Origin of the sequence: Mesorhizobium sp. M0862 (assembly GCF_040319795.1) — a bacterium.
Taxonomy (GTDB): domain Bacteria; phylum Pseudomonadota; class Alphaproteobacteria; order Rhizobiales; family Rhizobiaceae; genus Mesorhizobium.
In genome coordinates, this window is the sequence record NZ_JAMYOJ010000024.1 from 13,066 (window position 1) to 35,726 (window position 22,661).

17 protein-coding genes and 1 tRNA gene are annotated in these 22,661 nt (G+C 62.3%); 13 read left to right on the forward strand and 5 right to left on the reverse strand.

The window, feature by feature from the left end; translation table 11 throughout:
* Positions 1 to 81: 81 nt before the first annotated feature.
* The 4 genes from NKI15_RS26985 (at position 82) to NKI15_RS27000 (ending at position 4,155) form a co-directional block, all read left to right on the forward strand.
* Positions 82 to 1,083, forward strand: coding sequence for a hypothetical protein (locus NKI15_RS26985; RefSeq protein WP_023705809.1), 1,002 nt, complete (start codon positions 82 to 84; stop codon positions 1,081 to 1,083).
* A 473-nt stretch (positions 1,084 to 1,556) separates the two neighbouring features.
* On the forward strand, positions 1,557 to 2,978 hold the full coding sequence (locus tag NKI15_RS26990; protein WP_023708778.1) for an MFS transporter: 1,422 nt from the start codon (positions 1,557 to 1,559) through the stop codon (positions 2,976 to 2,978).
* A gap of 250 nt (positions 2,979 to 3,228) precedes the next feature.
* Positions 3,229 to 3,654 carry an IS110 family transposase gene (locus NKI15_RS26995; RefSeq protein ID WP_352887564.1) on the forward strand — a complete coding sequence of 142 codons (426 nt, stop codon included), beginning with the start codon at positions 3,229 to 3,231 and terminating at the stop codon, positions 3,652 to 3,654.
* A 30-nt stretch (positions 3,655 to 3,684) separates the two neighbouring features.
* The gene (locus NKI15_RS27000; protein WP_023709514.1) at positions 3,685 to 4,155 is read left to right on the forward strand and encodes an IS110 family transposase; all 471 of its coding nucleotides are present in this window, start codon (positions 3,685 to 3,687) and stop codon (positions 4,153 to 4,155) included.
* 129 nt (positions 4,156 to 4,284) lie between these two features.
* Here the strand turns inward: NKI15_RS27000 and NKI15_RS27005 are convergent, their stop codons facing one another.
* Both NKI15_RS27005 and NKI15_RS27010 read right to left on the reverse strand, forming a co-directional pair.
* On the reverse strand, positions 4,285 to 5,007 hold the full coding sequence (locus NKI15_RS27005; RefSeq protein ID WP_023705807.1) for an RlmE family RNA methyltransferase: 723 nt from the start codon (positions 5,005 to 5,007) through the stop codon (positions 4,285 to 4,287).
* Positions 5,004 to 6,347, reverse strand: a complete 1,344-nt coding sequence (locus tag NKI15_RS27010; protein ID WP_023705806.1) for a Ppx/GppA phosphatase family protein — start codon at positions 6,345 to 6,347, stop codon at positions 5,004 to 5,006. The genes NKI15_RS27005 and NKI15_RS27010 overlap by 4 nt, the downstream gene beginning before the upstream one ends.
* Positions 6,348 to 6,696: 349 nt before the next feature.
* Between NKI15_RS27010 and NKI15_RS27015 the strand changes: the two genes are divergently transcribed.
* The 8 genes from NKI15_RS27015 to NKI15_RS27050 all read left to right on the forward strand — a co-directional run bounded on the left by NKI15_RS27015 (position 6,697) and on the right by NKI15_RS27050 (position 16,616).
* Entirely contained in the window at positions 6,697 to 7,644 is a 948-nt protein-coding gene (locus tag NKI15_RS27015; RefSeq protein ID WP_023705805.1) for a lysylphosphatidylglycerol synthase domain-containing protein, read from the forward strand.
* A 147-nt stretch (positions 7,645 to 7,791) separates the two neighbouring features.
* Positions 7,792 to 7,865: transfer RNA gene (locus tag NKI15_RS27020), tRNA-Gln, on the forward strand.
* Positions 7,866 to 7,874: 9 nt separating this feature from the next.
* Complete coding sequence (locus NKI15_RS27025) at positions 7,875 to 8,501, forward strand: hypothetical protein (RefSeq protein WP_031196890.1); 627 nt, start codon at positions 7,875 to 7,877, stop codon at positions 8,499 to 8,501.
* A gap of 404 nt (positions 8,502 to 8,905) precedes the next feature.
* Positions 8,906 to 9,409 carry a hypothetical protein gene (locus tag NKI15_RS27030; protein ID WP_023705804.1) on the forward strand — a complete coding sequence of 168 codons (504 nt, stop codon included), beginning with the start codon at positions 8,906 to 8,908 and terminating at the stop codon, positions 9,407 to 9,409.
* Between the two features lie 289 nt (positions 9,410 to 9,698).
* Positions 9,699 to 13,040, forward strand: coding sequence for a M10 family metallopeptidase C-terminal domain-containing protein (locus tag NKI15_RS27035; protein ID WP_352515338.1), 3,342 nt, complete (start codon positions 9,699 to 9,701; stop codon positions 13,038 to 13,040).
* Positions 13,041 to 13,114: 74 nt separating this feature from the next.
* Entirely contained in the window at positions 13,115 to 13,537 is a 423-nt protein-coding gene (locus tag NKI15_RS27040; protein WP_023682883.1) for a hypothetical protein, read from the forward strand.
* Positions 13,538 to 13,572: 35 nt separating this feature from the next.
* Positions 13,573 to 15,309: a type I secretion system permease/ATPase gene (locus tag NKI15_RS27045; RefSeq protein ID WP_023698050.1), complete on the forward strand. Its 1,737-nt coding sequence runs from the start codon at positions 13,573 to 13,575 to the stop codon at positions 15,307 to 15,309.
* Positions 15,306 to 16,616 carry an HlyD family type I secretion periplasmic adaptor subunit gene (locus NKI15_RS27050; RefSeq protein WP_023689671.1) on the forward strand — a complete coding sequence of 437 codons (1,311 nt, stop codon included), beginning with the start codon at positions 15,306 to 15,308 and terminating at the stop codon, positions 16,614 to 16,616. Before NKI15_RS27045 ends, NKI15_RS27050 begins: the two co-directional genes overlap by 4 nt.
* A 63-nt stretch (positions 16,617 to 16,679) precedes the next feature.
* On the opposite strand, the gene NKI15_RS27055 is transcribed toward NKI15_RS27050, so the two are convergent.
* From NKI15_RS27055 to NKI15_RS27065, 3 genes are all read right to left on the reverse strand, one after another.
* Positions 16,680 to 18,113 carry an aldehyde dehydrogenase family protein gene (locus tag NKI15_RS27055; RefSeq protein WP_023705799.1) on the reverse strand — a complete coding sequence of 478 codons (1,434 nt, stop codon included), beginning with the start codon at positions 18,111 to 18,113 and terminating at the stop codon, positions 16,680 to 16,682.
* 115 nt (positions 18,114 to 18,228) lie between these two features.
* Complete coding sequence (locus NKI15_RS27060; protein ID WP_023736418.1) at positions 18,229 to 18,612, reverse strand: ACT domain-containing protein; 384 nt, start codon at positions 18,610 to 18,612, stop codon at positions 18,229 to 18,231.
* A gap of 13 nt (positions 18,613 to 18,625) precedes the next feature.
* Complete coding sequence (locus NKI15_RS27065) at positions 18,626 to 19,093, reverse strand: GNAT family N-acetyltransferase (protein WP_352515336.1); 468 nt, start codon at positions 19,091 to 19,093, stop codon at positions 18,626 to 18,628.
* Between the two features lie 537 nt (positions 19,094 to 19,630).
* On the opposite strand from NKI15_RS27065, the gene NKI15_RS27070 reads away from it, so the two are divergent.
* The gene (locus NKI15_RS27070; RefSeq protein WP_352515335.1) at positions 19,631 to 22,561 is read left to right on the forward strand and encodes an autotransporter domain-containing protein; all 2,931 of its coding nucleotides are present in this window, start codon (positions 19,631 to 19,633) and stop codon (positions 22,559 to 22,561) included.
* Positions 22,562 to 22,661: the final 100 nt, after the last annotated feature.

A 22,661-nucleotide genomic window follows, 5' to 3' on the forward strand; every position in this document is an offset into this window, starting at 1 on the left:
ATGAGGTCACGGTGGCATGCTGATGCTTTATTTCTTTTTCAATTTGTATAAGCATGTTGAGCACGCCACGGGGGCATTGTTATGGCATTGTTTGATGCAATCAAATACGTCGGCTCAGGGCTAACGCTGATCGCCTTTATCGTCGCCGCCCTTACCTATGCATATCAACAGAAGTTGAAAAGTCGGGAAAAGAAACTTCTAGCTGTCCCTGCAAAGGACCGCTTAGCGGCCGCCAGTGATGCTGCCGAATACATTCGTATCGATCTTGCAAAAATTCCGCCGAACGATCGCGCCAAGATTGTGCTTGAGCAGCTTGCGTTGAAGGCGCAGCAGCAACGCCAGTATTTCATTGGTTTTATGTTTCTTGCGCTCTTAATAGGCATAGGAACGATAGTCGCAACAATGAGCCTTCCCCCAACCAAACCGCTCATAGGTGAGGGCGCGCGCTCGGGCGGATGGGCTTACGTTGGTTACTTGGACAAGAGCAAGAAGGTTTGGGCCGTCGGCCCGTTTGTCAACATTGCAAGCTACAGTGGGTCCCCAGATCGAACCTATCCCATACGCATCGGGGACGTAGTCCGTCCTCGCAAGAATTTGCCCCAAGTGATAGTCGGCTACGCCTCAACAGGGACGGCCAACGACCAGAAAGCTCCGCCAAGTTTGACTAACACGATCGACCCCAAGCGCGACTATACAGGGTCCTTATATTTGTCTACCAATACATACTTGGTAAACGATGTCCAAGTCTGGTCGAATCCGGACGCAGACTCTGTCGTTTGGCTCAGCCTTACGCCCGGCGATCCAGATCCAGAAAGGACACAGCCGCCGAAAGCTGAAGATCCCCCCAAACCGCCCTCGACTACCACGACAGTCACGTATCAGGTTTGCACGGGTGAATATGAGAGAAACTGCGGAGGACCTCACAGCGCATACCTTTATTGTGACGTGAGTGTTGAAGCGTGGGCGGCAAAGCAGTGTCAATCGCTCGCAGGCGAGGTCCAAGCGGTTGCGAAAGTATCGGTGCATGGCGGGAATAAGTGTGGCTATGGGATGTTTACAGTGATCTGTTCCGTTACCAAATAAGGTAGGCTCATTCGGCAAACAACGCATGATCGCTATCGGCTCAACCGCTCGACCGTTGCAATGATCGCCTCCGCCAATGCCTCACCTTCGTTGATAGGCTCGGGCCGTACAGACCAAGCCAGTTCCAATACAGGATGCGGTCATGGAACAGACCTGCTCGATCGCCGTGCGAGCCAGTTTTGGGGCCGCGCGTTCGCCGGTCGCATCTGTGAAATCGTCCACGTAGATGCTTCCGTGCCCCTATGGCAAATGACCTCGATCTACGATTCTAATCATGGCCGATGACTTCAAACCTGGGCGACGACAGGATTTAGCCGGTTTTGCGGGTTGGCAGCACGGAGCCGCAACGGCGCGGGTCGCACAAAAGTGACAGCAAATTAATGCGACATACGGGTAAAGGCGTGATAACCGCCCTTTCGTGTCGGCTTGCCCCCCAGACCGCACGCACATTTTGACCAGTTCGGACGCGTTCGTTGAACCGCATCATTCCGCTCATTCTGGCGGTCGCCTTGTTCATGGAAAACATGGATTCGACCGTCATTGCGACATCGCTGCCGGCGATTGCCGTCGACATCCACACCAGCCCGATCGCGCTCAAGCTGGCGCTGACCGCCTATCTGGTGTCGCTGGCGATCTTCATTCCGATCAGCGGCTGGATGGCCGACCGGTTCGGCGCCAAGAACGTGTTTCGCGCAGCGATTGGCGTGTTCATCGTCGGCTCGGTCGCCTGCGCCATCTCCAATTCGCTGCCGGCCTTCGTCGTCTCGCGCTTCCTGCAAGGCATAGGCGGCGCCATGATGACGCCGGTCGGCCGCCTGGTGCTGGTGCGCGCGACGCCGAAAAGCGAGCTGGTTGCCGCCATGTCATGGCTGACGGTGCCGGCACTGGTCGGGCCGCTTGTCGGCCCACCGATCGGCGGCTTCATCACCACCTATTTCACCTGGCACTGGATCTTCCTCATCAACGTGCCGATCGGCCTGATCGGCATCTGGCTGGCAACGCGCTTCCTGCCGCAGACCGACTCGATGGAGACGCCACCGCTCGATTTCGTCGGCTTCGTGCTGAGCGGACTGGCGGCCTCCGGCGTCGTCTTCGGCCTGTCGGTGGTCAGCCTTCCCTATCTGCCGCCGGCGACCGGCCTCATCACCGTGGCGGTTGGGCTGGTGTCCGGCGTGCTCTATCTCCTGCATGCGCGCAGGGCGCAAAATCCATTGCTGGCGCTGGAACTGTTCCGCAACCAGGTGTTCCGCTCCTCCGTGCTCGGCGGTTCGCTGTTTCGCATCGGCATCGGCGCGGTGCCTTTCCTGCTGCCGCTGATGTTCCAGATCGGCTTCGGGCTGACGCCTTTCCAGTCGGGCATGATCACCTTCGTCTCGGCCATCGGCGCCATCGGCATGAAGTTCGTCACAGCTCTGATCTTCCGGCTCGCCGGCTTCCGCCGGGTGCTGATCTGGGGCTCGCTGATCGCCGCCGCATCGATCGCCATCTACGGGCTGTTCACGCCGGACACGCCTTACGCGCTGATGCTGGCCATGTTGCTGGTCGGCGGCTTCATCCGCTCGATGTTCTTCACCGGCGTCAACGCGCTCTCCTATGCCGAGGTGTCGGCCGAAGACACCAGCAAGGCGACGCCGATCGCGGCGGTGTTCCAGCAGCTATCGATCGCGCTCGGCGTGGCGCTTGCCGGCGGCATTCTGGAAGTCTCGACTTCGATCCATGGCGGACCGCTGGTGCTCTCCGACTTTCACATCGCCTTCTTCATCGTGGCGGCGGTGTCGGCGGCAGCGTCCGTGTCATTCATGCGGCTGGCGCCGGATGCCGGCAATGCCGTGTCGGGACATGGCCGGCTGACGACGCCGAAGACGCTGGAGCCGGTGAGCACGGCTGGGAAGTAAGGGGCGAGCGCCCCTCATCACTTCGTTCATCCTAGGGCGAAGCGACTCAAAGCGTCGCGCAGACCCGAGGATCCTGTGTGTTGTTCCCATGCTATGTTTGGGGTGGGAAGGAGACCGACAGGATCCTGGTCGTCCTTTTTGAGGACAGGCCGTGGCATGGCTCGGTCCCTTCCCACCGGTGAACCATCAACCTGAACAGTTGCACGGGGCTGTTCCAAGCAGACCCCGCACCACAGGAAGAGGCGTGGACATGATAATGCAGAACTATGTCGGCTGCGACATCTCAAAGCAGTGGTTGGACTTTTTTTTTGATGAGGCAAGCGGTCAATACCATCGCATCGACAATCAGGCCGATGCGATCGCTGCCTATGTGGCAGGCCTGCATCCCAGTCGAGACTTCGTCGTCATGGAGGCGACAGGGGTTCATGACCGCCTGCTGCGTCATGCGCTGGCCAAGGCCGGCGTGCCGTTCTCGCGGCACAATCCGGCGCACACCCACCACTATGCGAAGTCGACGAGACGGCGCGCCAAGACCGACCGTCTCGATGCCAGGATGCTGAGCGACTATGGCCGCCGCTATCACCCGGAAGCCGAGCCGGCACCGCGCGAAGAAGGCGAACACCTTCAATCGCTTGCCCGCCTTCGCGACCAATGGTCGAGATCAGGGCAACGTTGAAGAAACAGCGCAGCGAAGCCTTCGGCGCGATTGTTCATCGCCGAAATCGAAGAGCTGATCGCTACCTTCAATGTCCGCATCAAGGGTATCGAGGGGCAGATCGCCCAAGCCATTACCCAAGCCGAGGACATGGCCCGCGACAACGCGCTGATGATCTCCGTACCCGGCGTCTCCAAGATCACTTCGTTCTCGCTGGCGCACCTGCCCGAGCTCGGCCAACGCTCACCCAAGTCGATCGCGGCACTCGCCGGCCTTGCTCCCTTCGACAACAAGAGCGGCAAGCTCAATCGCAGGAGCCAGATCCAGGGTGGTCGATCACGCGTACGTCGCGCACTCTACATGGCAGCGCTCGGCGCCATCCGGGCTTGTGAGCGCTTCAGAACTTTCTACACCGCCATCGCAGCCCGCTCAGGTTCCAAGAAACTCGCCATCATCGCCGTCGCAAGAAAGCTTCTCGTCGTCCTCAACGCCATCATTCGCGATAAAAAAGCATTCGCATGAACACAGTTGCCATTCCGTGATCTTGATCGAAGGATGCAGCGGCACAGAATTCTGCAGCGTTTTCAACGCGTTAACGTCACGGCATGGATCCTAGGGTCTGCGCTGCGTCGCTTCGCTCCTTGCTTCGCCCTAGGATGACGATGCCACTGGTGGCTCTCTGCCCTTAAAATCCTTCGCCAGCAAATACAGTTCCACCGACTCATCCCGCGACGCCGGCGGCTTCACGTGGTGCACCGAGCGGAAGTTCTTCTTGAGCATCGACAGCAGCTCGTTTTCGGCGCCGCCTTGAAACGTCTTGGCCAAAAAGTGCCCGCCCGGCTTCAGCACCGACAGCGCGAAATCGGCGGCCACCTCGCACAGATGCATGGTGCGGATGTGGTCGGTTCGCTTGTGGCCGGTGGTCGGCGCGGCCATGTCGGACAACACGATATCGGGGTCGCCGCCCAGCGCCTCGGCGAGCTTTTGCGGCGCTTCCGGGTCGAGGAAATCCATCAGCAGCACCGGCGCACCCGGCACCGCATCCATTTCGAGATAGTCGATGCCGATGACATGTGGATTATCAGCCGTCGATTTCGTCCTCGCGGCCGCCACCTGGCACCAGCCGCCGGGGGCCGCACCGAGATCGATGACCTTCATGCCGGGTTTCAGCAGATGATGCTTGTCATCGATCTCGATCAGCTTGTAGGCCGCGCGCGAGCGATAGCCGTCGGCCTTGGAGCGCTGGACATAGGGATCATTGATGTGGCGCTGCAGCCAGCGGCGCGACGATTCCTTCAGGCCGCTCTTCTTCTTGATCCGCGTCTTGAGGACACGAATGCTGGCGGAGCCCGGCTTTTCCGGCTTCTTGGTCACTGTCGGCCTCGCCCACTGTTGCGCCAGACGCCGTCATCGGCCATCAGCTCGCTCAAAATGCCTTCGCGTAAGCCCCGGTCGGCGACGCGCAGCCGCTCCGACGGCCACACCGCACGGATGGCTTCCAGGATAGCACAGCCGGCCAGCACCAGGTCGGCACGGTCGGCGCCGATGCACGGGTTGGCGCAGCGCTGCTGGAAATCCCAGCCAACCAGTTTTTCGACCATGCGGTCGACGCTGTCGCGGTCCATCCACAGCCCATCGACGCGGCGGCGGTCGTAGCGTTCGAGATCGAGATGGACGCCGGCCAGCGTCGTCACCGTGCCGGATGTGCCCAGCAGATGGAATTTCGGACTGGCCAGCACATGGCTCAGCCGGTCGCGGCCGTCGAAGGACTTTAGCCGCACCGCGACATCATCGACCATGGCGGCAAAGATCTCGCGCGTCACCGTGCGGCCGCCAAAGCGCTCGGCCAGCGAGACAACGCCGACCGGCAGCGACGTCCACGACACGATATGGTTGGCCAGCCGCGGCGAGCGCTGGCCGATGAGGTCGATCAGCGCGATTTCGGACGAGCCACCGCCAATGTCGAACAGCACCACGCCTTGCGTGTCGCGCTCGACCAGCGAGCCGCAGCCGGATACAGCAAGCCGCGCCTCGGTCTGGCGATCGATGATTTCCAACTTCAACCCCGCCTCTCGTTCGACGCGCTGCAGGAATTCGACGCCATTATCGGCGGTGCGGCAAGCCTCGGTGGCGATCAGCCGGGCTTTCCTGATCTTGCGGTTGCGCAATTTGTCGCCGCAGATTTTCAGCGCCTCGACGGCGCGGTCCATCGCCGCCTGGCTAAGGTGCCCATTGGCGGTCAGCCCCTCGCCCAGCCTGACGATGCGCGAGAAGGCGTCGATGACGCGGAACTGGCCATGGCGTTGCGGCACCGCGACCAGCAGCCGGCAATTGTTGGTGCCGAGATCGAGCGCGGCAAACACCGGCAGTTCCTGCATCGGCGGCCGATGCATGGGCTGTTCCGGTCGGGGTTGTGGGGCCGAGGGCAAAGGCACGGGCGCTGGAGCGGCCGGGCCGACGGAGGCCGGCGCACCGACCGCCGCGGCCGTTGCGAGAGGGCTGTCGTCGCGCGCAAAAACCTTGCGCCCACGCCGGCGCTTGCGCCGCTTTCTCGCCTTGCCGCGCTGATGCTGGGCGTCGCCGGCCTGTCCGTTGCCGGACTGGGGCCCCGCCTGGCGGGGCCGCCCGGCGGATGGGCTTGGCCCGCCTGATGGCGGCGAAGCCCTGGACACGCCCACTTCCGGCGCGCCAGCGCCGGTGTCGTGGTCTTCCACTTCAGTTCCTTCCGGCGCCGCGCGAACCGGAAAACCGGACGCAGCAGGCGCTTCAATCTTTTAAGTTGCCGCCAGAGTAGCAGCGCCGGACCGGATCACCAAGAGCAAGGACTCAAATTTTGCCGGCTGCGTCCTGCCAGATCCCCGCTGCTTTGCAGCGTCCCGGCGTTCGCTAGCCTTTCATCTTGCCACTGGCACGACGAATTCGCCGTTGGCGAACCGGCTGCTCACCCTTGCCGGTTGAATAGCCGGCTTCAATGAGGCATTTCTGAAATGAGGGGGAATTGGTGAATCGCGGACGTTTTAACGCCCGCCTGGGCGATGGGCAGCAACACATGACGACAACTCCATGAATTGGGGGGCCACGAATTGGAAGCGCTATCTGTGGCCGGTCATCGGTGTCGCGGCGGTCATCGGGTCGCTGTTGTTGCTGTGGCATGAACTGCGCGGCATCTCGATCGACGATGTCTGGGACGGCATATCCGCCATCCCGACGCGCGGCTGGATGCTTGCGGCACTGAGCTCGGTGGTCGCCTATGCCTCGCTCGCCGGCTATGACCACATCGCGCTCTTGCATATCGGCAGACGAGTGTCGTGGCTGTTCGTCACCTTCTGCTCCTTCACCACCTACGCGCTGTCGCACAATATCGGCGGCTCGGTGTTTTCGGGCGCCGTGATCCGCTACCGCGCCTACGGCACCAGGGGGCTGACCGGCCAGGATGTCGGCATTCTGGTGGCGATCTGCTGGATCACCTTCGTGCTCTCCAGCATTCTGGTCGGCGGCCTGGTGCTGGTTTTCGAGCCTGCAATCATCGACCGCTTTTCCGGCGCCCCGCACCACGGCCTGGCGATCGCCGCCGGCATCGCTTTGCTGATCCTGGTCGGCGCCTACATCTTCGGCAGTTGGCTGCATCTGAAGCCGCTGAAAATCGCCGGCTTCCAGCTGCACTATCCGGCGCTGCCGATCGTGGCGCGGCAATTGCTGATCGGCCCGATCGAGCTTCTGGCAGCAGCGGCGATCATCTTCTTTGCCCTGCCCGTTGCCGGCAATCCCGGCTATTTCGCTATCCTCGGCGTGTTCCTGGTGTCGTTCTCGGTAGCGCAGATCTCGCACGCGCCGGGCGGGCTCGGCGTGTTCGAGGTCGTGTTCCTCGCCGGCCTGTCTGATATGGACCCGGTCGGCGTGCTGGCGGCACTTCTGGTGTTCCGGCTGTTCTACCTGATCATCCCGTTGCTGATCGCGCTCGGCGTGGTGCTGTTCTTCGAACATTCGCAATACAGCCGGACGGAGAGCTGAGGATCATTGGGTGCGGCGCGCCACCCGGGCGTAATTGCCCCTATGAAACGCTGTGATTGAAACGCAGCTTAGGCTTGACTATTTTCCGGCGCCGGCTACAAGGCACGCGCGGCTGCTTCGGCGGCCCACCAGCGCGACAGCGCCTGCTGGGGAATAGGTTAACGGTAGACCCACGGACTCTGACTCCGTTAGTCCTGGTTCGAATCCAGGTTCCCCAGCCAAGGCACGTCATGCCCACTGACAGCCAGTACATCCTCGAACGCATCCGCCAGGGATGCGTGGAGTTGTCCGATGACGAGTTCGCCATCGACAGGCTGGCAAAATATGTCGGCAACGGGAGAATCCGCTGGCATGTCGAGTTCCGTGGGCATCGCATCGAGCTGACAACCGGCCAGATCAAGAAGCAGCCTACCTTTCGCAGGAAAATCCTCGAACAGGCCGGCGTTCTGCCGCCGCAGCGTGCCGGGGCCGATTACCGGCGATGGGCACTCGATCTCAGGCGGAATGCCATCGAGCTTCCCTGGCGCGACAGGCCGGTCGATGCCGGTTTTGCCATCGACAGGCTGACCAGCCACGGCGATGGGCGCTGGACGGTGCAATATCAGGGCAAGGCGATAAAATTCACGACGACGAAACTGCGCCGGCAACTCAGTTTCCGCAAACGCATGCTGGCCAAGGCTAAGGTGCTGCCGCCGGAATTGGCCCCGCCTGCCTATCGCAAGTGGATGGACTCGCTCATGCAAAACGCCACAGAGGCGGTACCGCAGGCCGGCGAAGCTTCGGCGACGGAGAAGAGTTGGCTTGACGACCTGCCGGAGCTGGCCGGCTGGGAAGATGAAGCGCCGCCCGAGAATTGATTGGGTTCCAATGATCATGAAATCGGGCGATGCTTCTCCGGAACTGCGCGATTGGGCAGCGGACGTTCTGGGGATACATACCGATATCCAAATGCCGGCCAAAACCGCCCAGCGGTAACCCTCCCGCCAGGCCTGATATTTCCCCGGCAGGAACTTGGTCGCCGCCGAAGTCAGCGGCCGGCGCCGCTCATCAAGAGATTGCCTGAGGAGGCGCCGGCCAGGCGGGCATTGGGGTACCCGCCGACGCTACATTAGCATTAACGCATAGATTTGGTATGGCGCGAACGCGGAAGGGCGGCTGCCTTCACAGCAGCATTCCGCAATTTTTCCCAAGACCCCCAACCCGCAACGCTGCGATGGTTGGAACGCCCAGCGTTTCGGCGTGGCTTGCCCTGGAGACAATCATGACGACGTTTCTCGCCGCTCTCGCATCCGAAGGTCCCCCAGCCGACCGGGCGAAAGACATGGACCTGTATGGATGGTTGATTGGCAGTTGGGACATGGAGACGCTCCACCACCGCAACGACGGCACAATTCAGAAATGGGATGGCGAGTGTCACTTTGGTTGGGTGCTCGAAGGCCGCGCCATTCAGGACATCTGGATCAGGCCCAGGCGCCCTGCCCCGTCCACCATGTATGGCACGACCTTGCGCGTCTTCGATCCCGGGATCGGTGGCTGGCATATCATCTGGAGCGATCCGCCCAACCAGGATTACTCGCGCCAGATCGGGCGGGCCGAAGGCAAGGACATCGTCCAGATGGGCGCCGACTCGCGCGGCCTGCAGGCGCGGTGGCGGTTCACCGAGATCACCGCCGCCAGCTTTCACTGGATCGGCGAGGAGAGACGAGCGGAGAGCGACCCCTGGCGCGTGACATATGAGCATTTCGCGCGCCGAACGGGATCCTGAAGCACGCCTGTGCATTCAGCCCCTCGTGCCTACGGGCGAGGTACGACCATAGATTAGCGATAGCTCAATTAACACCAAACCAGTATCTCAAATCGCCGGTACAAGCGCGCCCAAGAACCTTCATATGTACCGAGCGCGAACTGAGGCTAGACAAGTGAAGATTCCAATAGCATTGTTGGCACTGGGACGGGGCTCGACCGGCAAGCGCAAACGATGCTTGTCGGTGGTTGGCAACTGCTAAACCGTACAGCCGCAATTGCCACGGCTGCGAGACCAAGGAGTCCCAAGGATGCCGAACCCAAGCCAAACCAGCGATCAATGGTGGGTCAACGACCAGACGCCGGACAACCCGTACGGCAAAAGCGAAGATTACGGGGCCTTCCTCACCTACCTTGGAGCGCTGGACCGGTCGATAACGCCGGCGATCGCGGCGGGAACGCTGAGGATCAATGTCTCCGAGCTCAATGACCATCCCGAATACAAGGCCGCCGCGATCGGCGCCTTGCAGATGTGGGCCAGTGTCACCCCTTTGAAGTTCGAAATCGTCGACAATGCACCATACAACAGCGCAACGGACTGGATGCAGGTTGTCAGCCCCGAACTGGGCGAAGAGGACGACGGCAGCGCCTATTCCAACGACCGCTATGTCAGCATCGGCCAGCGTTTCCACGACACCGAGGTCAACAAGACGGATATTGGCGGCTATGTCTTCGATTCCTTCATCCATGAATTCGGTCATGAGTTCGGCCTGAACCACCCCGGGCTCTACAATTACAGCGGCCCCGGCGGCGTACAGATCAATTATCTGAACAATGCGACCTGGACCTACGACCGTCAGCAATACAGCGTCATGTCCTATTTCGACGGGATCGATGTCGGTGAAACCAGCCGCTGGTCGGCGTCAACGCCGATGATGGCCGACATCGAGGCAGTCATCCGCCGCTTTTTCTCCACCGTCGACGAGAACGGCGTGCGCACCTATCAGCATATCGACCTCAACACGGGCGACAACGTCTACGGCTTCGGCAGTGCCGTGGACGGCTACCGGCTGACCTCCTCGGGCATGCAGCACGATATCGGTTTTGTCATCCATGACACCGGAGGAACCGACACGATCGACTTCTCCGGCTCGACGGCCGGCACGATCCTCGATCTGCGCGCCGGGCAGTTCTCCAGCGTCAACGGCCATAGCAACAATGTGTCGATCTTTGCCGGGCACAACGCCGACGGCACCGACTATTACATCGAGAACGGCATCGGCAGCAGCTATGACGACGTCCTGATCGGCAATGACGGAGCCAACGTGCTGGATGGCCGCGGCGGCGGCGACCGCATGGCCGGCAATGGCGGCGACGACACCTACTTCGTCGATTCTCTCGACGACATCGTGCGCGAGGAAGCGAATGGCGGGAATGACACGGTCGTTCTGCTGAACCGGAACTTGAATATCCGGAAAATCGCCAACGTCGAACACATCATCTACGCCGACGAGTCGACACTCCAGCCTGGAGACGGCGGCACCGAAACCGCACCGACCATCGGCGACAACACGATGACCAGCGTCATCTTCGGCGACAATGGCAACAATACGCTCGACGGCGGCGCCGGCGACGACACGATCTTCGGTCAGGGCGGCGATGATCTCATCATCGGCGGCCGCGACTCGCTCGCCAGCCGCGACATCAACAACACCATCGATGTCGCCGACCTTCCAGACCAGACCGAGAGCGACGACGGCAATGACACGCTCTATGGCGGCCGCGGCAACGATACGATCCTCGGCGGCCAGGGCAACGACATCCTCGACGGCGGCGACGGCGACGATACGCTGAGCGGCCAGGATGGCGTCGATATATTCAGGGGTGGCGCCGGCGTCGACACGGTCGACTTCAGCAAGGAGAGCCCCTTCCAGCTGCTCGTCAACCTCGAGACGAACGTGGCCAGCGGCGGAACCGCTACGGGCGACACCTTCTACAGCATCGAAAACCTGATCGGCTCCGATGACCGCATCGACCGTTTCATCGGTACGTCGGCGGCCAATCATTTCTGGGGCCGGGGCGGCGGCGACTATTTCAACGGCGGCGGCGGCAACGACATACTGGATGGCGGCAATGACGGCGACATCCTGTACGGTGAAGCCGGCAACGACACGATCATCGGCGGCGCCGGCCAGGACTATCTGGATGGCGGCGCCGGCATCGATACGATCGTCTACGAAGGCAGCTCCGCCGGCGTGACGATCGACCTCGCCAATGGCACGGCCAATGGCGGCGACGGCGATGGCCCGGTGCAGATCGTCGGGCGGGGCACCGTTATCCGGCACGACATCCTGGTCGGCTTCGAAAACGCCGTCGGGTCGTTCTTCGACGACCATCTCATCGGCAACGCCCAGGCCAACAAACTTTCCGGCGGCGCCGGCAACGACACGCTGACCGGCGGTGGCGGCGCCGATATATTGAATGGCGGCGCCGGCAGCGACACGGCGGACTACGCCGACGCGGCCAGCGGGCAAAACCTCAAACTGGGTGGCGGCAAATCCGGCGGCGACACCTATATCTCGATCGAAAATCTGGCTGGCTCGGGCTTCAACGATCACCTGACCGGCGATGGCGCGGCCAATGTGCTGACCGGCCAGGGCGGCGCCGACAAGATCGACGGCGGCGGCGGCGATGACACCCTGCTCGGCGATTTCGCCTATCAGGGCGATGCTCCGCCACGCCCGGGCATGGGCACCGGCTACGCCACGCTCGGACCGGACGCGACCAACAATTCGGTCTCGACCGCCTTCGACATCTCGAACAACTTCTCGCTGACCGCCGACCCCGACATCTTCGATTCGACGACCACCCTTCACACCACCGTCAATGCCACCGGAAACGGCTTGGGCGGATATTACAGCATCAACCTGGCGGCCGGCACGATCATCACCATCGACATCGATGGCATTGCCGACCCCAATGTCCATGACAGCATCGTCAGGGTGCTGGACAGCGATGGCAATATCGTCGCCCAGAACGACGATGGCGGCAACGACCCCGGCTCCAACAACGGCCGCGATTCGAGCACCAGCTTCATCGTTCAGGAAACCGGAACCTACTATATTGTGGAGGGCGAATGGTCGGACTCCGCTCCTGGCGATGGCTGGGTGGAATCCGTGCCGGAGGGCTCGACTTACAAGCTGAACGTATCGGTCGAATTCCCGCCGGCACCAGCTCAGCCGGGCGTTGCGGGCGCCGATACGCTCAACGGCGGCGGCGGCAGCGACCTTTTGGATGGCGGGCTGGCTGCCGATACGCTGACCGGCGGCGCCAGCGACGACTATTTCCGCTTCTCGACAGAACTCGGGAACGGCAATATCGACTGGATCAAGGACTTCAAGGTCGCCGACGATACGATCCTGCTGGACAACCTCATCTTTGCCAGCGTTGGCGGCGACGGCGCCCTCGCTTTGGGCTCATTCTACAAGAGCGCAGCCGGTGCTGCTCATGATGCCGACGACCGCATCATCTACGACACCGACAGTGGAATATTGTCTTACGACGCCGATGGTTCCGGACAGGGAGCAGCCGTTCAGTTTGCACACCTGAACACAAATCTGGATCTTTCGGCTGCAGACTTCATTGTCATCTAACGCGTTGCCGGGGGAGGGGTGCCGTCAGGCTCCCCTCCCGCATACCCCAGCGCAGTGAAAAGGGAGAGGACGCGATGACCGACCGCCGCACAGTGTTAATGGCCGCCGGAGTTGCGGCAGTCGCCGCGGCCACCGGGGCAGCGGCAGCGCAATCGCCAGATATTCGCGCGCCAGATATTCGCGCAACAGATATTCGCGGCGCCGTCACCTTTGTGGGCGGCAAGGCTATCCCGGAAGGTCATCTTGAGATCTATCTTGAGGATCCCGCCATTCAGGACAGTGGGCGACGCCGCGCCGCCAAAACCAGCCTCAAGAGCGAGGGCGGCTCAAAGACCATAGAATTTTCCTTGCCCCTGCCCGCAAGCTCGACCGCTTCACCAACGCTGCAGGTCGTTGCGCGCCTGGAGCGTGCGGACGGCTGGCTGGTGGCGCGGGGCAGCGCGCAGTTCCAGGCCGGCTTGCCCGTCCATGTCACACTCAAGGCAGTTATCTATTGAAGGGACGAGATGCCATATCCTGATTGCGAGCCTGCATGCAGCTGACGCCATCGACGCCGCTTACGCTGGTCGGAATCCTGGCGTCCTTTCGACGTGCGTTTTCGGGCATCGTCCTGATGAGCGGGGTCGTCAACGTGCTGACCCTGACCGGCTCGTTCTTCATGTTGCAAGTCTATGACCGCGTCGTTCCGGGTCGCAGCGTGCCGACGCTGGTCGGCCTGGCGGTGCTTGCGGGAACATTGTTCGTGTTTCAGGGAGTGCTGGAGCTGATCCGCTCTCGCCTCATGGTGCGGCTGGGACAGGGGTTGGACGCAAAGCTGAGCCCGTCGGTCTATTCGGCGCTGATGCGCCTGCCGCTGCGCGCCAAGCCTTCCGGCGACGGGCTGCAACCCCTACGGGATCTCGATCAGGTCCGCTCCTTTATCGGCAGTGCCGGACCGACCGCTTTGTTCGACCTGCCATGGATGCCGCTCTATATCGGCATCTGTTTCATTTTTCATTTCTGGATCGGCGTTACCGCGCTTGCCGGCGCCGTTGTCCTGTTTGCACTGACGCTTCTGGCCGAATTCCGGACCCGCGGCCCGACAAGGATCGCCGGACAGCACGCGGCCGTTCGCAGCACGTTGGCCGAGGCGACAAGGCGCAATGCCGAAGCCATGCAGGCCATGGGTTTTGGCGGGCGTATCGCCGAGCGGTGGTCTGCCGTCAATGCCGAGTACCTGAACGCCCATGCGGCGGCCAGCGATGTCGCGGGAACGCTTGGCACGATTTCCAAGATCCTGCGGTTGATGCTGCAATCGGCAATGCTGGCGATCGGCGCTTATCTGGTCATCCAGCAAGAGGCGACCGGCGGCATCATGATCGCAAGCTCGATCATGATGGGCAGGGCGCTGGCTCCGATCGAACTGGCGATAGCGCATTGGAAGGGCTTCATTTCAGCGCGGCAAAGCTGGGCACGCCTGAAGCAGCTTCTGTCCGCGCTGCCGGAAGGCGCAACCGGCGTGACCCTGCCCGCGCCTGTCAGCGCGCTGGCGGTCGAGAATGTCAGTGTCGCCCCGCCGGGCGAACGCACGCCGGTGGTGTGGGATGCAAGTTTTTCACTGGCCAGGGGAGCAGGCCTGGGGGTCATCGGCCCGAGTGCTTCCGGCAAATCATCGCTGGTGCGTACGCTTGCAGGTGTCTGGCTTCCGGCGCGCGGCGCGGTGCGGCTGGACGGCGCGACGCTTGACCAGTGGCCGGCCGACGAGCTGGGTAAACATATCGGCTATCTGCCGCAGGATGTGCAGTTGTTCGACGGCACGATTGCGCAGAACATCGCCCGCTTCGACCCGGATGCGTCGTCCGACATGGTGCTTGCGGCAGCCAAGGCCGCCGGCGTGCATGATCTCGTCGTGCATCTGGCCGACGGTTACGACACAAAGGTTGGCGAAGCCGGCGCCTCGCTGTCGGCGGGGCAACGCCAGCGTGTCGCCCTTGCCCGCTCTCTTTATGGCGATCCCTTCCTAGTCATCCTGGACGAGCCGAATTCCAATCTCGACTCAGAGGGTGAAGTGGCCTTGTCCGCCGCCATCCAGGGCATCAGGGACCGCGGCGGCATCGTTATCGTCGTCGCGCACCGGTCCAGTGTGCTGGCCAATGTCGACACCGTGCTGGTGATGGCCAATGGCCATGTGCAGGCCTTCGGTCCGAAGGATGAGGTGCTGAACAAGGTCTTCCGATCGGCGGCACCGCTCAAGGTCGTTGCCGCCACGGAGAGAGGCGTTCCTGCATGAGCGAGGACAGATCCGCTTTGCATCATCGGCAGGTCCGCCGCTATCTCGTGGCTGGCGTTGCTACCTGTCTGCTGCTTGTCGGAGGTGTTGGCGGCCTGGCGGCAGTGACCAAGATGTCGGGTGCGGTGATCGCAGCTGGCCGGCTGGTGGTCGATTCCAATGTAAAGAAAGTTCAGCATCCGACGGGCGGCGTGGTCGGCGAGATCAGGGTGCGTGAAGGCGACCGGGTCAAGGCGGGCGATATTCTGGTGCGGCTGGATGAAACGACAACACGCGCCAATCTGGCGATCGTCTCAAAAGGTCTGGATGAGTTTTATGCACGGTTGGCGCGCCTGGAGGCGGAGCGTGACGGCAAGGACACGATCAGCTTTCCGGACGTTTTGACATCGCGGCGCGACGAAGCCGGTGTCGCCGCATCGATGGCCGGAGAACAATCGCTGTTCGATTTCCGGCACCAGGCGCGGTCTGGCCAGCGATCGCAATTGCGCGAACGGATCGCGCAGTTGAAGCAGGAGAGTGCCGGCCTGACCGAGCAGCTGCAGGCGAAACGCCGCGAGATCGAGCTGATCCAGATCGAGCTGGAAGGTGTGCGGTCGCTCTGGCATCGCAAGCTGATAGGAATCGACCGCATGACGTCGCTGGAACGGGACGCGGTGCGGCTCGAAGGCGAGCATGGCCAGTTGACCGCGGGAATTGCCCAGGTGAAAGGCAAGGCGTCCGAGATCGAACTGCAGATCATCCAGATCGACCAGGATCTTCGCAGCGAGGTCGCGACCGATTTACGCGATACCCAGGGAAAGATCTCCGAGTTCGTCGAACGCAAGGTAGCGGCCGAGGACCAGTTGAAGCGCATCGATCTGCGCAGCCCGCAGGATGGCGTGGTGCTGCAGTTGGCGGTGCATACGATCGGCGGGGTCATCACCCCCGGCGAACAGGTGATGCAGATCGTACCGGTGACGGACGACCTGACCGTTGAAGCGCATATCGCACCGCAGGATATCGACCAGGTGACGATGGGCCAGAATGCGATTTTGCGCCTGTCGGCCTTCAATCGGCAAACCACGCCGGAGCTGACCGGGACGCTGTCGCGGATCTCGGCGGATCTCACCATCGAAGAGCGCACCGGAGCAGCCTTCTATGTGGCGCGGGTGACGCTGCCCAAAACCGAGGTCGCCAAGCTGCGCGGGCTGGCGCTGGCGCCAGGCATGCCGGCCGAAGTGTTCTTCCCGACGGGCGACCGGACGATGCTTTCCTATCTGGTGAAGCCGCTGTCGGATCAGATCCAGAAAGCTTTCCGGGAAGAGTGAAGCCGCACCTTTGAGAGCTGAAGCCTCGGGACCGGCTGGTTGCCGGTCCCCAAGGGGTAGCCCCTACTCCGCTGCCTTATACCCCGCGATGCCCTTGATCTCGAGGAAATCCTCCAGCCCGTATTCGGCGTATTCGCGGCCGTTGCCGGATTGCTTGTAGCCGCCGAATGGCAGGCCGGCGTCCCATTGCGGATAGTTGATGTAGACAGTGCCGGTGCGCATGCGGGCGGCGACTTCGCGGGCCTTCTCGATATCCTTGGCCTGGATGTAGGACGCCAGCCCATAGACAGTGTCGTTGGCGGTGCCGATCGCCTCTTCCACTGTGTCGTAAGGCATGATCGCCAGCACCGGCCCGAAGATTTCCTCGCGCGCGATGCGCATGTCTGATGTGACGTCGGCGAACACGGTGGGGCGGACATAGTAGCCGCGGTTGAGCTCGGCCGGACGCCCCGGTCCACCCGCGACCAGCGTGGCGCCTTCATCTATGCCGGCCTGGATCAGGTCCTGGATCTTGTCGAACTGGATCTGGCTGACCACCGGGCCGAGCTTGGTGCCGGCCGCATCGGCCGGGCCGACGGTCAATTTTTCGGCCGCCGTCTTGGCGTAGCCGGTCGCCTCGTCATGGCGGTCGCGCGGCACGAACATGCGGGTCGGCGCGTTGCAGGACTGGCCCGAGTTGCTGAAGCAGCCGGCGACGCCCTTGCTGACGGCCTTTTCGAGATCGACATCGGGAAACAAGATGTTGGCCGACTTGCCGCCGAGTTCCTGATGCACGCGCTTGACCGTGTCGGCGGCCGCCTTGGCGACCAGGATGCCGGCGCGGGTCGACCCGGTGAACGACATCATGTCGACATCGGGATGGCTGGACAGCGCCTGGCCGACGCCCGGGCCGTCGCCGTTGACGAGGTTGAAGACGCCCTTGGGAACGCCTGCCTCGTCGATGATTTCGGCAAAGATGATGGCGTCGAGCGGGGCGATTTCCGAGGGCTTCAGAACCATGGTGCAGCCGGCGGCAAGGGCGGGGCCGACCTTGCAGGTGATCTGGTTCAGCGGCCAGTTCCACGGCGTGATCAGGCCGACGACCCCGATCGGCTCCTTGACGATCAGCGACGAGCCCTTGACGTGGCGGAATTCGAACGACTTCAGCACCTCGGCCATCTTCCGCAGATGTGCCAGGCCAATGCCGACCTGGCTGTCGAGTGCCATCTGGCGCGGCGCGCCCATCTCGCGCGATACGGCCAGCGCCAGATCGGCGCTGCGCTTCTTGTAGACCTCGATTATGCGGTTGAGGATATCGAGGCGCTCCTCGACCGAAGTGAAGCCGAATGTCTCGAAGGCGCGCTTGGCGGCCGCAACCGCCTTGTCGACATCGGCCTTTGAGCCGAGCGAAATCTGCGCGAAAGCATCTTCGTTTGACGGGTCGATGACGTCGAGTGTGCTGGGCACGACAGGATCGACCCACACGCCGTCGATATAGAACTGCAGATTGTGTGACACGGGCTTCTCCTCGGGGGATTCTGAATTGATGGGGGCGATCGCCAGATCGTCGTATCGGGGATAACGATGGGGCAAGAGCGATGTCAAACGCAAGGGCGGGCGATTGAGCCTACGGCTACAGAAGCGTGTGCCCCGCCGCGACCAAAAGCCCCCTTGCCGCGGCTTCATCCTTGGCTTTGACGAGCAGATGGTCACCATCGAAGGTGGATACCAGAAAAATGCCGAGTTCGCTTTCCGACAATGGCTTTATCACCGACACGACGATGCCGGTTTCGTCGAAGGCAAAGGGACCTTGGAGTTTCAGGGCGACCCAGTCCCTGTCATGCTTCACCCCGTCCGGCACCCGATCCTGCAGGCAGACGACCGAAAGCTCGTCCTCTGTCCTGGTGATGCTGACGAAGCCCGGCCCGTCCGCCCAGCCGGGAATGCTGTCTTTTGCTTCGAGGCGCGAAACCGCATACCGCCCCGTGAGCGGCTTCAACCGGACCCTGACTGCCATCCGATCCTCCCTGTTATCGGCCACCCAGTTTCTTGCTCATATAGACCGTCATGCCGTTCATGAACGGCTCCTCCCGGTCGATCGTATAGCCATGCCGTTTGTACAACAACACATTGGCCATGAAGGCGCCGTTGGTCAGCAGGCGCAGCTCGAAGCAGCTGGCCTCCAGCGCCTTCTGCTCCGCCCGTTCCAGCAACAGCCGGCCGATGCCCCTGCCCTGCGCCTGTGGCGCGACGCAGACATTCTCGATCCAGAGATGATCGTCGGCCGGCATGGTCTCGATCATGCCGACGATGCGGCCATTTTCGATGGCGAGATCGAACGGATGTTCGGCGACCGCCTTGTCATAGTCGGCGCGCATCGGCAGCGGCTCGCGGCCGATCAGAGGCACCCATTTGGCATAGGCGGCACGCACAATGTCCCTGATGGCGGCAGCGTCCGCCGGTTGGGCCGGCCGAAACAGGATGGAAGAATTGGACATGGCAAAGGCTCCAGACATGAAAACCCCGCCGGCAGACGTCGCGGGCGGGGCTGGAACGAACGAACCGGAATTTTATTGGGCCGGTCCTTTTCGTCGCGCAAACAGCTTGCCGCGCTGCGTGGTGCAGGAACGGCGTCGCTTGGCGATGGCGAACGAGAAAACGAACATGACGCCACGCTGGAGCAGGAAGCGCGGCGCTGTCAAGATTTTGGCGTTGGCCCAGCCTCCGAGTTGACCCGCGCGGCTAGAGCGGGCGGCGCCGGCAAGGCCATAAGTGTACTGCCAGGCAACGCCAGTCTTCACCTTGCGCGGTGGTTGCTCGCCTAAACTGCTGCGCCGTCGAGTAGGGCTCTCGTACGCGTACAAAAAAACAGCAACAGCTAATATTGTTGGACATTCAACCTACCATTGGTTCAAATTTCTATTTGATCTAATCTTGGCATCATAATATAAGCGGAGAAGCACTGGACGGGCTGACGGGGGGGCGCCATGCATCGAGGGCTGGCAAAGCGTACAATCTCACGTTTGTTAGGCGCGATGACGGTCGTCTACGCGCTCGCGGGCACGACGTCAGCGCTCGGGCAGTCTTGTAGTCCCACACAGACAGCTCATGCTTTTAGCTTTACTGGCGGCGACCAGTCCATCTCGGTTCCTGGCAACACCCATTCCGCCACAGTATACCTCAAGGGAGCGCAAGGCGGGGTTGGCAAGAGCGGCGCCGGCACCATCGGGGGCAGCCCATTGAGCCCAGGCGGCGCCGGCGGGCTCGGCGGCCAGGTGAGCGGTTCCTTGACTGTCGCGACGGGTGACATCCTTTCTGTCGGCGTTGGCGGCCGTGGCTCGCTCGCGGTCAATCCCGGTGGCGCGAGCGGTACTCCCGACGGCGGCAATGGTGGCGGGGCGACCGACCTGCGGCTGGGCGGAACCCGCCTGGCAATTGCTGGCGGCGGTGGCGGCGGTGGCAACGGGGGCTGGCACACTACAAATTCGATAGCTGGTGGCGCCGGTGGCAAGAGCGGGGGATCCGGCTCGGCAGGAACCGATGTTTCGGGCGGCCTTGGCCCCTTTGGCGGTGAAGGTGGCACTGTAGGTGCCGGTGGCGCGATCGGCGCTGGGTGCGATAGTTTTCCTGGCACGGCCGGTCAGACAAATGGCCAAGGCGGAACTGCACGAAATTTCTCAGGGTCTTTCCTGGGCGCCGGATATGCTGGTGGCGGCGGTGGCGGGGCTACTGTCGGCGGCGGTGGTGGCGGCGCAGGCGTCGGCACGACCTCGTGCCAGCAGAACTGGAACGGCGCCGGCGGCGGCGGCGGCGGCGGATCATCGGATGCCGGCTCGCTGCAATCGGCTGCGGTGGCGGAAGGCGTCAATTCAGGCGATGGGTCCGCATTGATCTGTTTTGATGAGCCGCTCTATGTGATCAGCGGCACGGCGAGCGGTCAGACCGGGACGGTGAGTTTGAAATTGACATCAAGCTCGCCGGCAGGGACGCAAACCAGGGACGTGAATGTCGGCGATACCACCTTTGCCTTTGCGGATGGCCTGCTGACCGGCTCCAACTGGAGCGTTGAGGTTACTGCCAAGCCGGCCGACCAGACATGCACGGTCACGACGGCCTCGGGCACGGTGGCGGGAGCCGACGTGACCAATCTTGTCCTGTCCTGCACCACGGTGACGGTGGAGTTTTCGCCGGCAACATTGCCGAATGCACATATTGGCACGCCGTACAGCCAGACCATCACCGCAAGCAGCCCCAATGGCGGCGCCGCACCCTACACCTTCACCGTGGTTTCCGGCTCGGTGCCTCCCGGCCTCGCACTCTCGCCTGGGGGTACACTGGCTGGCACACCCACTGTCGCGGCCAATTACGATTTTACGGTGCGGGCCACGGACAGCAACGGCTTTACCGGCCAACGTGACTACACTGTGGTCGTCGAGATCCACTTGCCGTCGGCACAGGACCACACGCTGGACGTGATGGCCGGAACGACCGGGTCCCTCGACCTGACGCAAGGGGCTACGAATGGGCCGTTTACCAGCGCCACGATTGCCTCGCCGCCGCCGAGCGAAGCGGGCACGGCTTCCATTGTGCCCGATGGCGGCGCTTATATCCTGCAGTTTGCCGCGGCAGCCACCTTTGCCGGCACAACCAGCCTGACCTACACGCTCTCGAATGCCGACGGAACGTCACCTCCGGCAACCGTGACCATCAACGTCACGGCACGGCCCGACCCCTCCCGCGATCCGGAAGTGATCGGCCTGATTCGGGCACAGGTGGAGGCGGCAAAGCACTTCGCCGACATTCAGATCCAGGGATTTGGACAGAGGCTGGAACAGCTCCACAATGAGGGCGACCAGCGCCACAATTCGATAGGCCTCAGCGTTGCCGTCCAGCAATCGTCGGACAATCCCGACGCATACGCTCAGCAGCAGAATGCGGCGAACGATCCGGCGCTCGCCGCAATCGCCACGGCATCGTCGCAGTCCACTTACGGAGCGCCCAATCCGGAGCGCATTCAGCCCAACGCCAACGCAAAGCAGGACAGGACCTCGACCGGCGCGTCGCCGATCAAGACCGGACAGTCTTCAACTGGCACGGACGTGGACACCCAGACGTCGTCACTGCCGGCCGAGAACCCATTTGGCGAACTGGCCTTCTGGAGCGGCGGCTACGTCAATTTCGGCACCGATGACGATGGAGCCATCAAGCTCGACCATACGCTGGTCGGCGTGAGCGTCGGTGCCGACTACCGCTTTTCCCCGACCTTCACCGCCGGTCTCGGGTTTGGCTATGGCCATGACGTCACCGACGTCGGGAGCAACGGCACCGAAAGCCGCGCCCATGCCATCTCGGTCGCCGCCTATAGCAGCTACCGCCCGGCGCCAGGTTTTTTTGTCGATGGCCTTGCCGGCTATGGCGCCCTCAATTTCGACAGTGAGCGCTATGTGACCGATACCGGCGATTTCGCGTCTGGAACGCGCGACGGAAGCCAGGTCTTCGGGTCGCTGACGGCGGGCTACGAATTTCGCCGGCCGGACTCTCTGATATCACCCTATGGACGTCTGTCGGGGTCCCACTCCACGCTTGGCGGCTTCACCGAGACGGGTGGCGACATCTATAATCTGACCTTCGGCAAGCAGACCGTCGACACGCTGTCGGGCACCCTTGGCCTGCGCATCGAGAACAACATTCCTACCAGCTGGGGTCTGCTCACACCGCGCGCGCGCTTTGAGTATACGCACGACTTTGCCGGCTCCAGCCGCGTCAGCCTCGGCTATGCCGATATCGGCACCACGCCCTACGCGCTGGACGCAGATGCCTTTTCCAACGACTATTTGTCAATCGGGCTCGGCGTCGATGCGCAAATCGGCGGTATTGCCTTCGGGCTGAACTACAGCACCGCGGTCGGCAGCAACGGCGACAGCCAGGACCATACGATCGCCGCGCGAATTGGGATGAAATACTAGGGCATGATCCCAAAAAGTGGGGTTAGATCGTGATGGGAATTCATCATGATCTAGGGCGGCTCCAGGTTTCGCCCGGCCGCTCTCTCATTCTGACCTCGGC

What these genes read in the sequence shown, in the direction of transcription:
- NKI15_RS26985 (WP_023705809.1), top strand. Translation starts at nt 82, where the DNA reads ATGGCATTGTTTGATGCAATCAAATACGTCGGCTCAGGGCTAACGCTG.
- NKI15_RS26995 (WP_352887564.1), top strand. Translation starts at nt 3,229, where the DNA reads ATGATAATGCAGAACTATGTCGGCTGCGACATCTCAAAGCAGTGGTTG.
- NKI15_RS27015 (WP_023705805.1), top strand. Translation starts at nt 6,697, where the DNA reads ATGAATTGGGGGGCCACGAATTGGAAGCGCTATCTGTGGCCGGTCATC.
- NKI15_RS27025 (WP_031196890.1), top strand. Translation starts at nt 7,875, where the DNA reads ATGCCCACTGACAGCCAGTACATCCTCGAACGCATCCGCCAGGGATGC.
- NKI15_RS27030 (WP_023705804.1), top strand. Translation starts at nt 8,906, where the DNA reads ATGACGACGTTTCTCGCCGCTCTCGCATCCGAAGGTCCCCCAGCCGAC.
- NKI15_RS27035 (WP_352515338.1), top strand. Translation starts at nt 9,699, where the DNA reads ATGCCGAACCCAAGCCAAACCAGCGATCAATGGTGGGTCAACGACCAG.
- NKI15_RS27040 (WP_023682883.1), top strand. Translation starts at nt 13,115, where the DNA reads ATGACCGACCGCCGCACAGTGTTAATGGCCGCCGGAGTTGCGGCAGTC.
- NKI15_RS27045 (WP_023698050.1), top strand. Translation starts at nt 13,573, where the DNA reads ATGCAGCTGACGCCATCGACGCCGCTTACGCTGGTCGGAATCCTGGCG.
- NKI15_RS27050 (WP_023689671.1), top strand. Translation starts at nt 15,306, where the DNA reads ATGAGCGAGGACAGATCCGCTTTGCATCATCGGCAGGTCCGCCGCTAT.
- NKI15_RS27060 (WP_023736418.1), bottom strand. Translation starts at nt 18,612, where the DNA reads ATGGCAGTCAGGGTCCGGTTGAAGCCGCTCACGGGGCGGTATGCGGTT.
- NKI15_RS27065 (WP_352515336.1), bottom strand. Translation starts at nt 19,093, where the DNA reads ATGTCCAATTCTTCCATCCTGTTTCGGCCGGCCCAACCGGCGGACGCT.
- NKI15_RS27070 (WP_352515335.1), top strand. Translation starts at nt 19,631, where the DNA reads ATGACGGTCGTCTACGCGCTCGCGGGCACGACGTCAGCGCTCGGGCAG.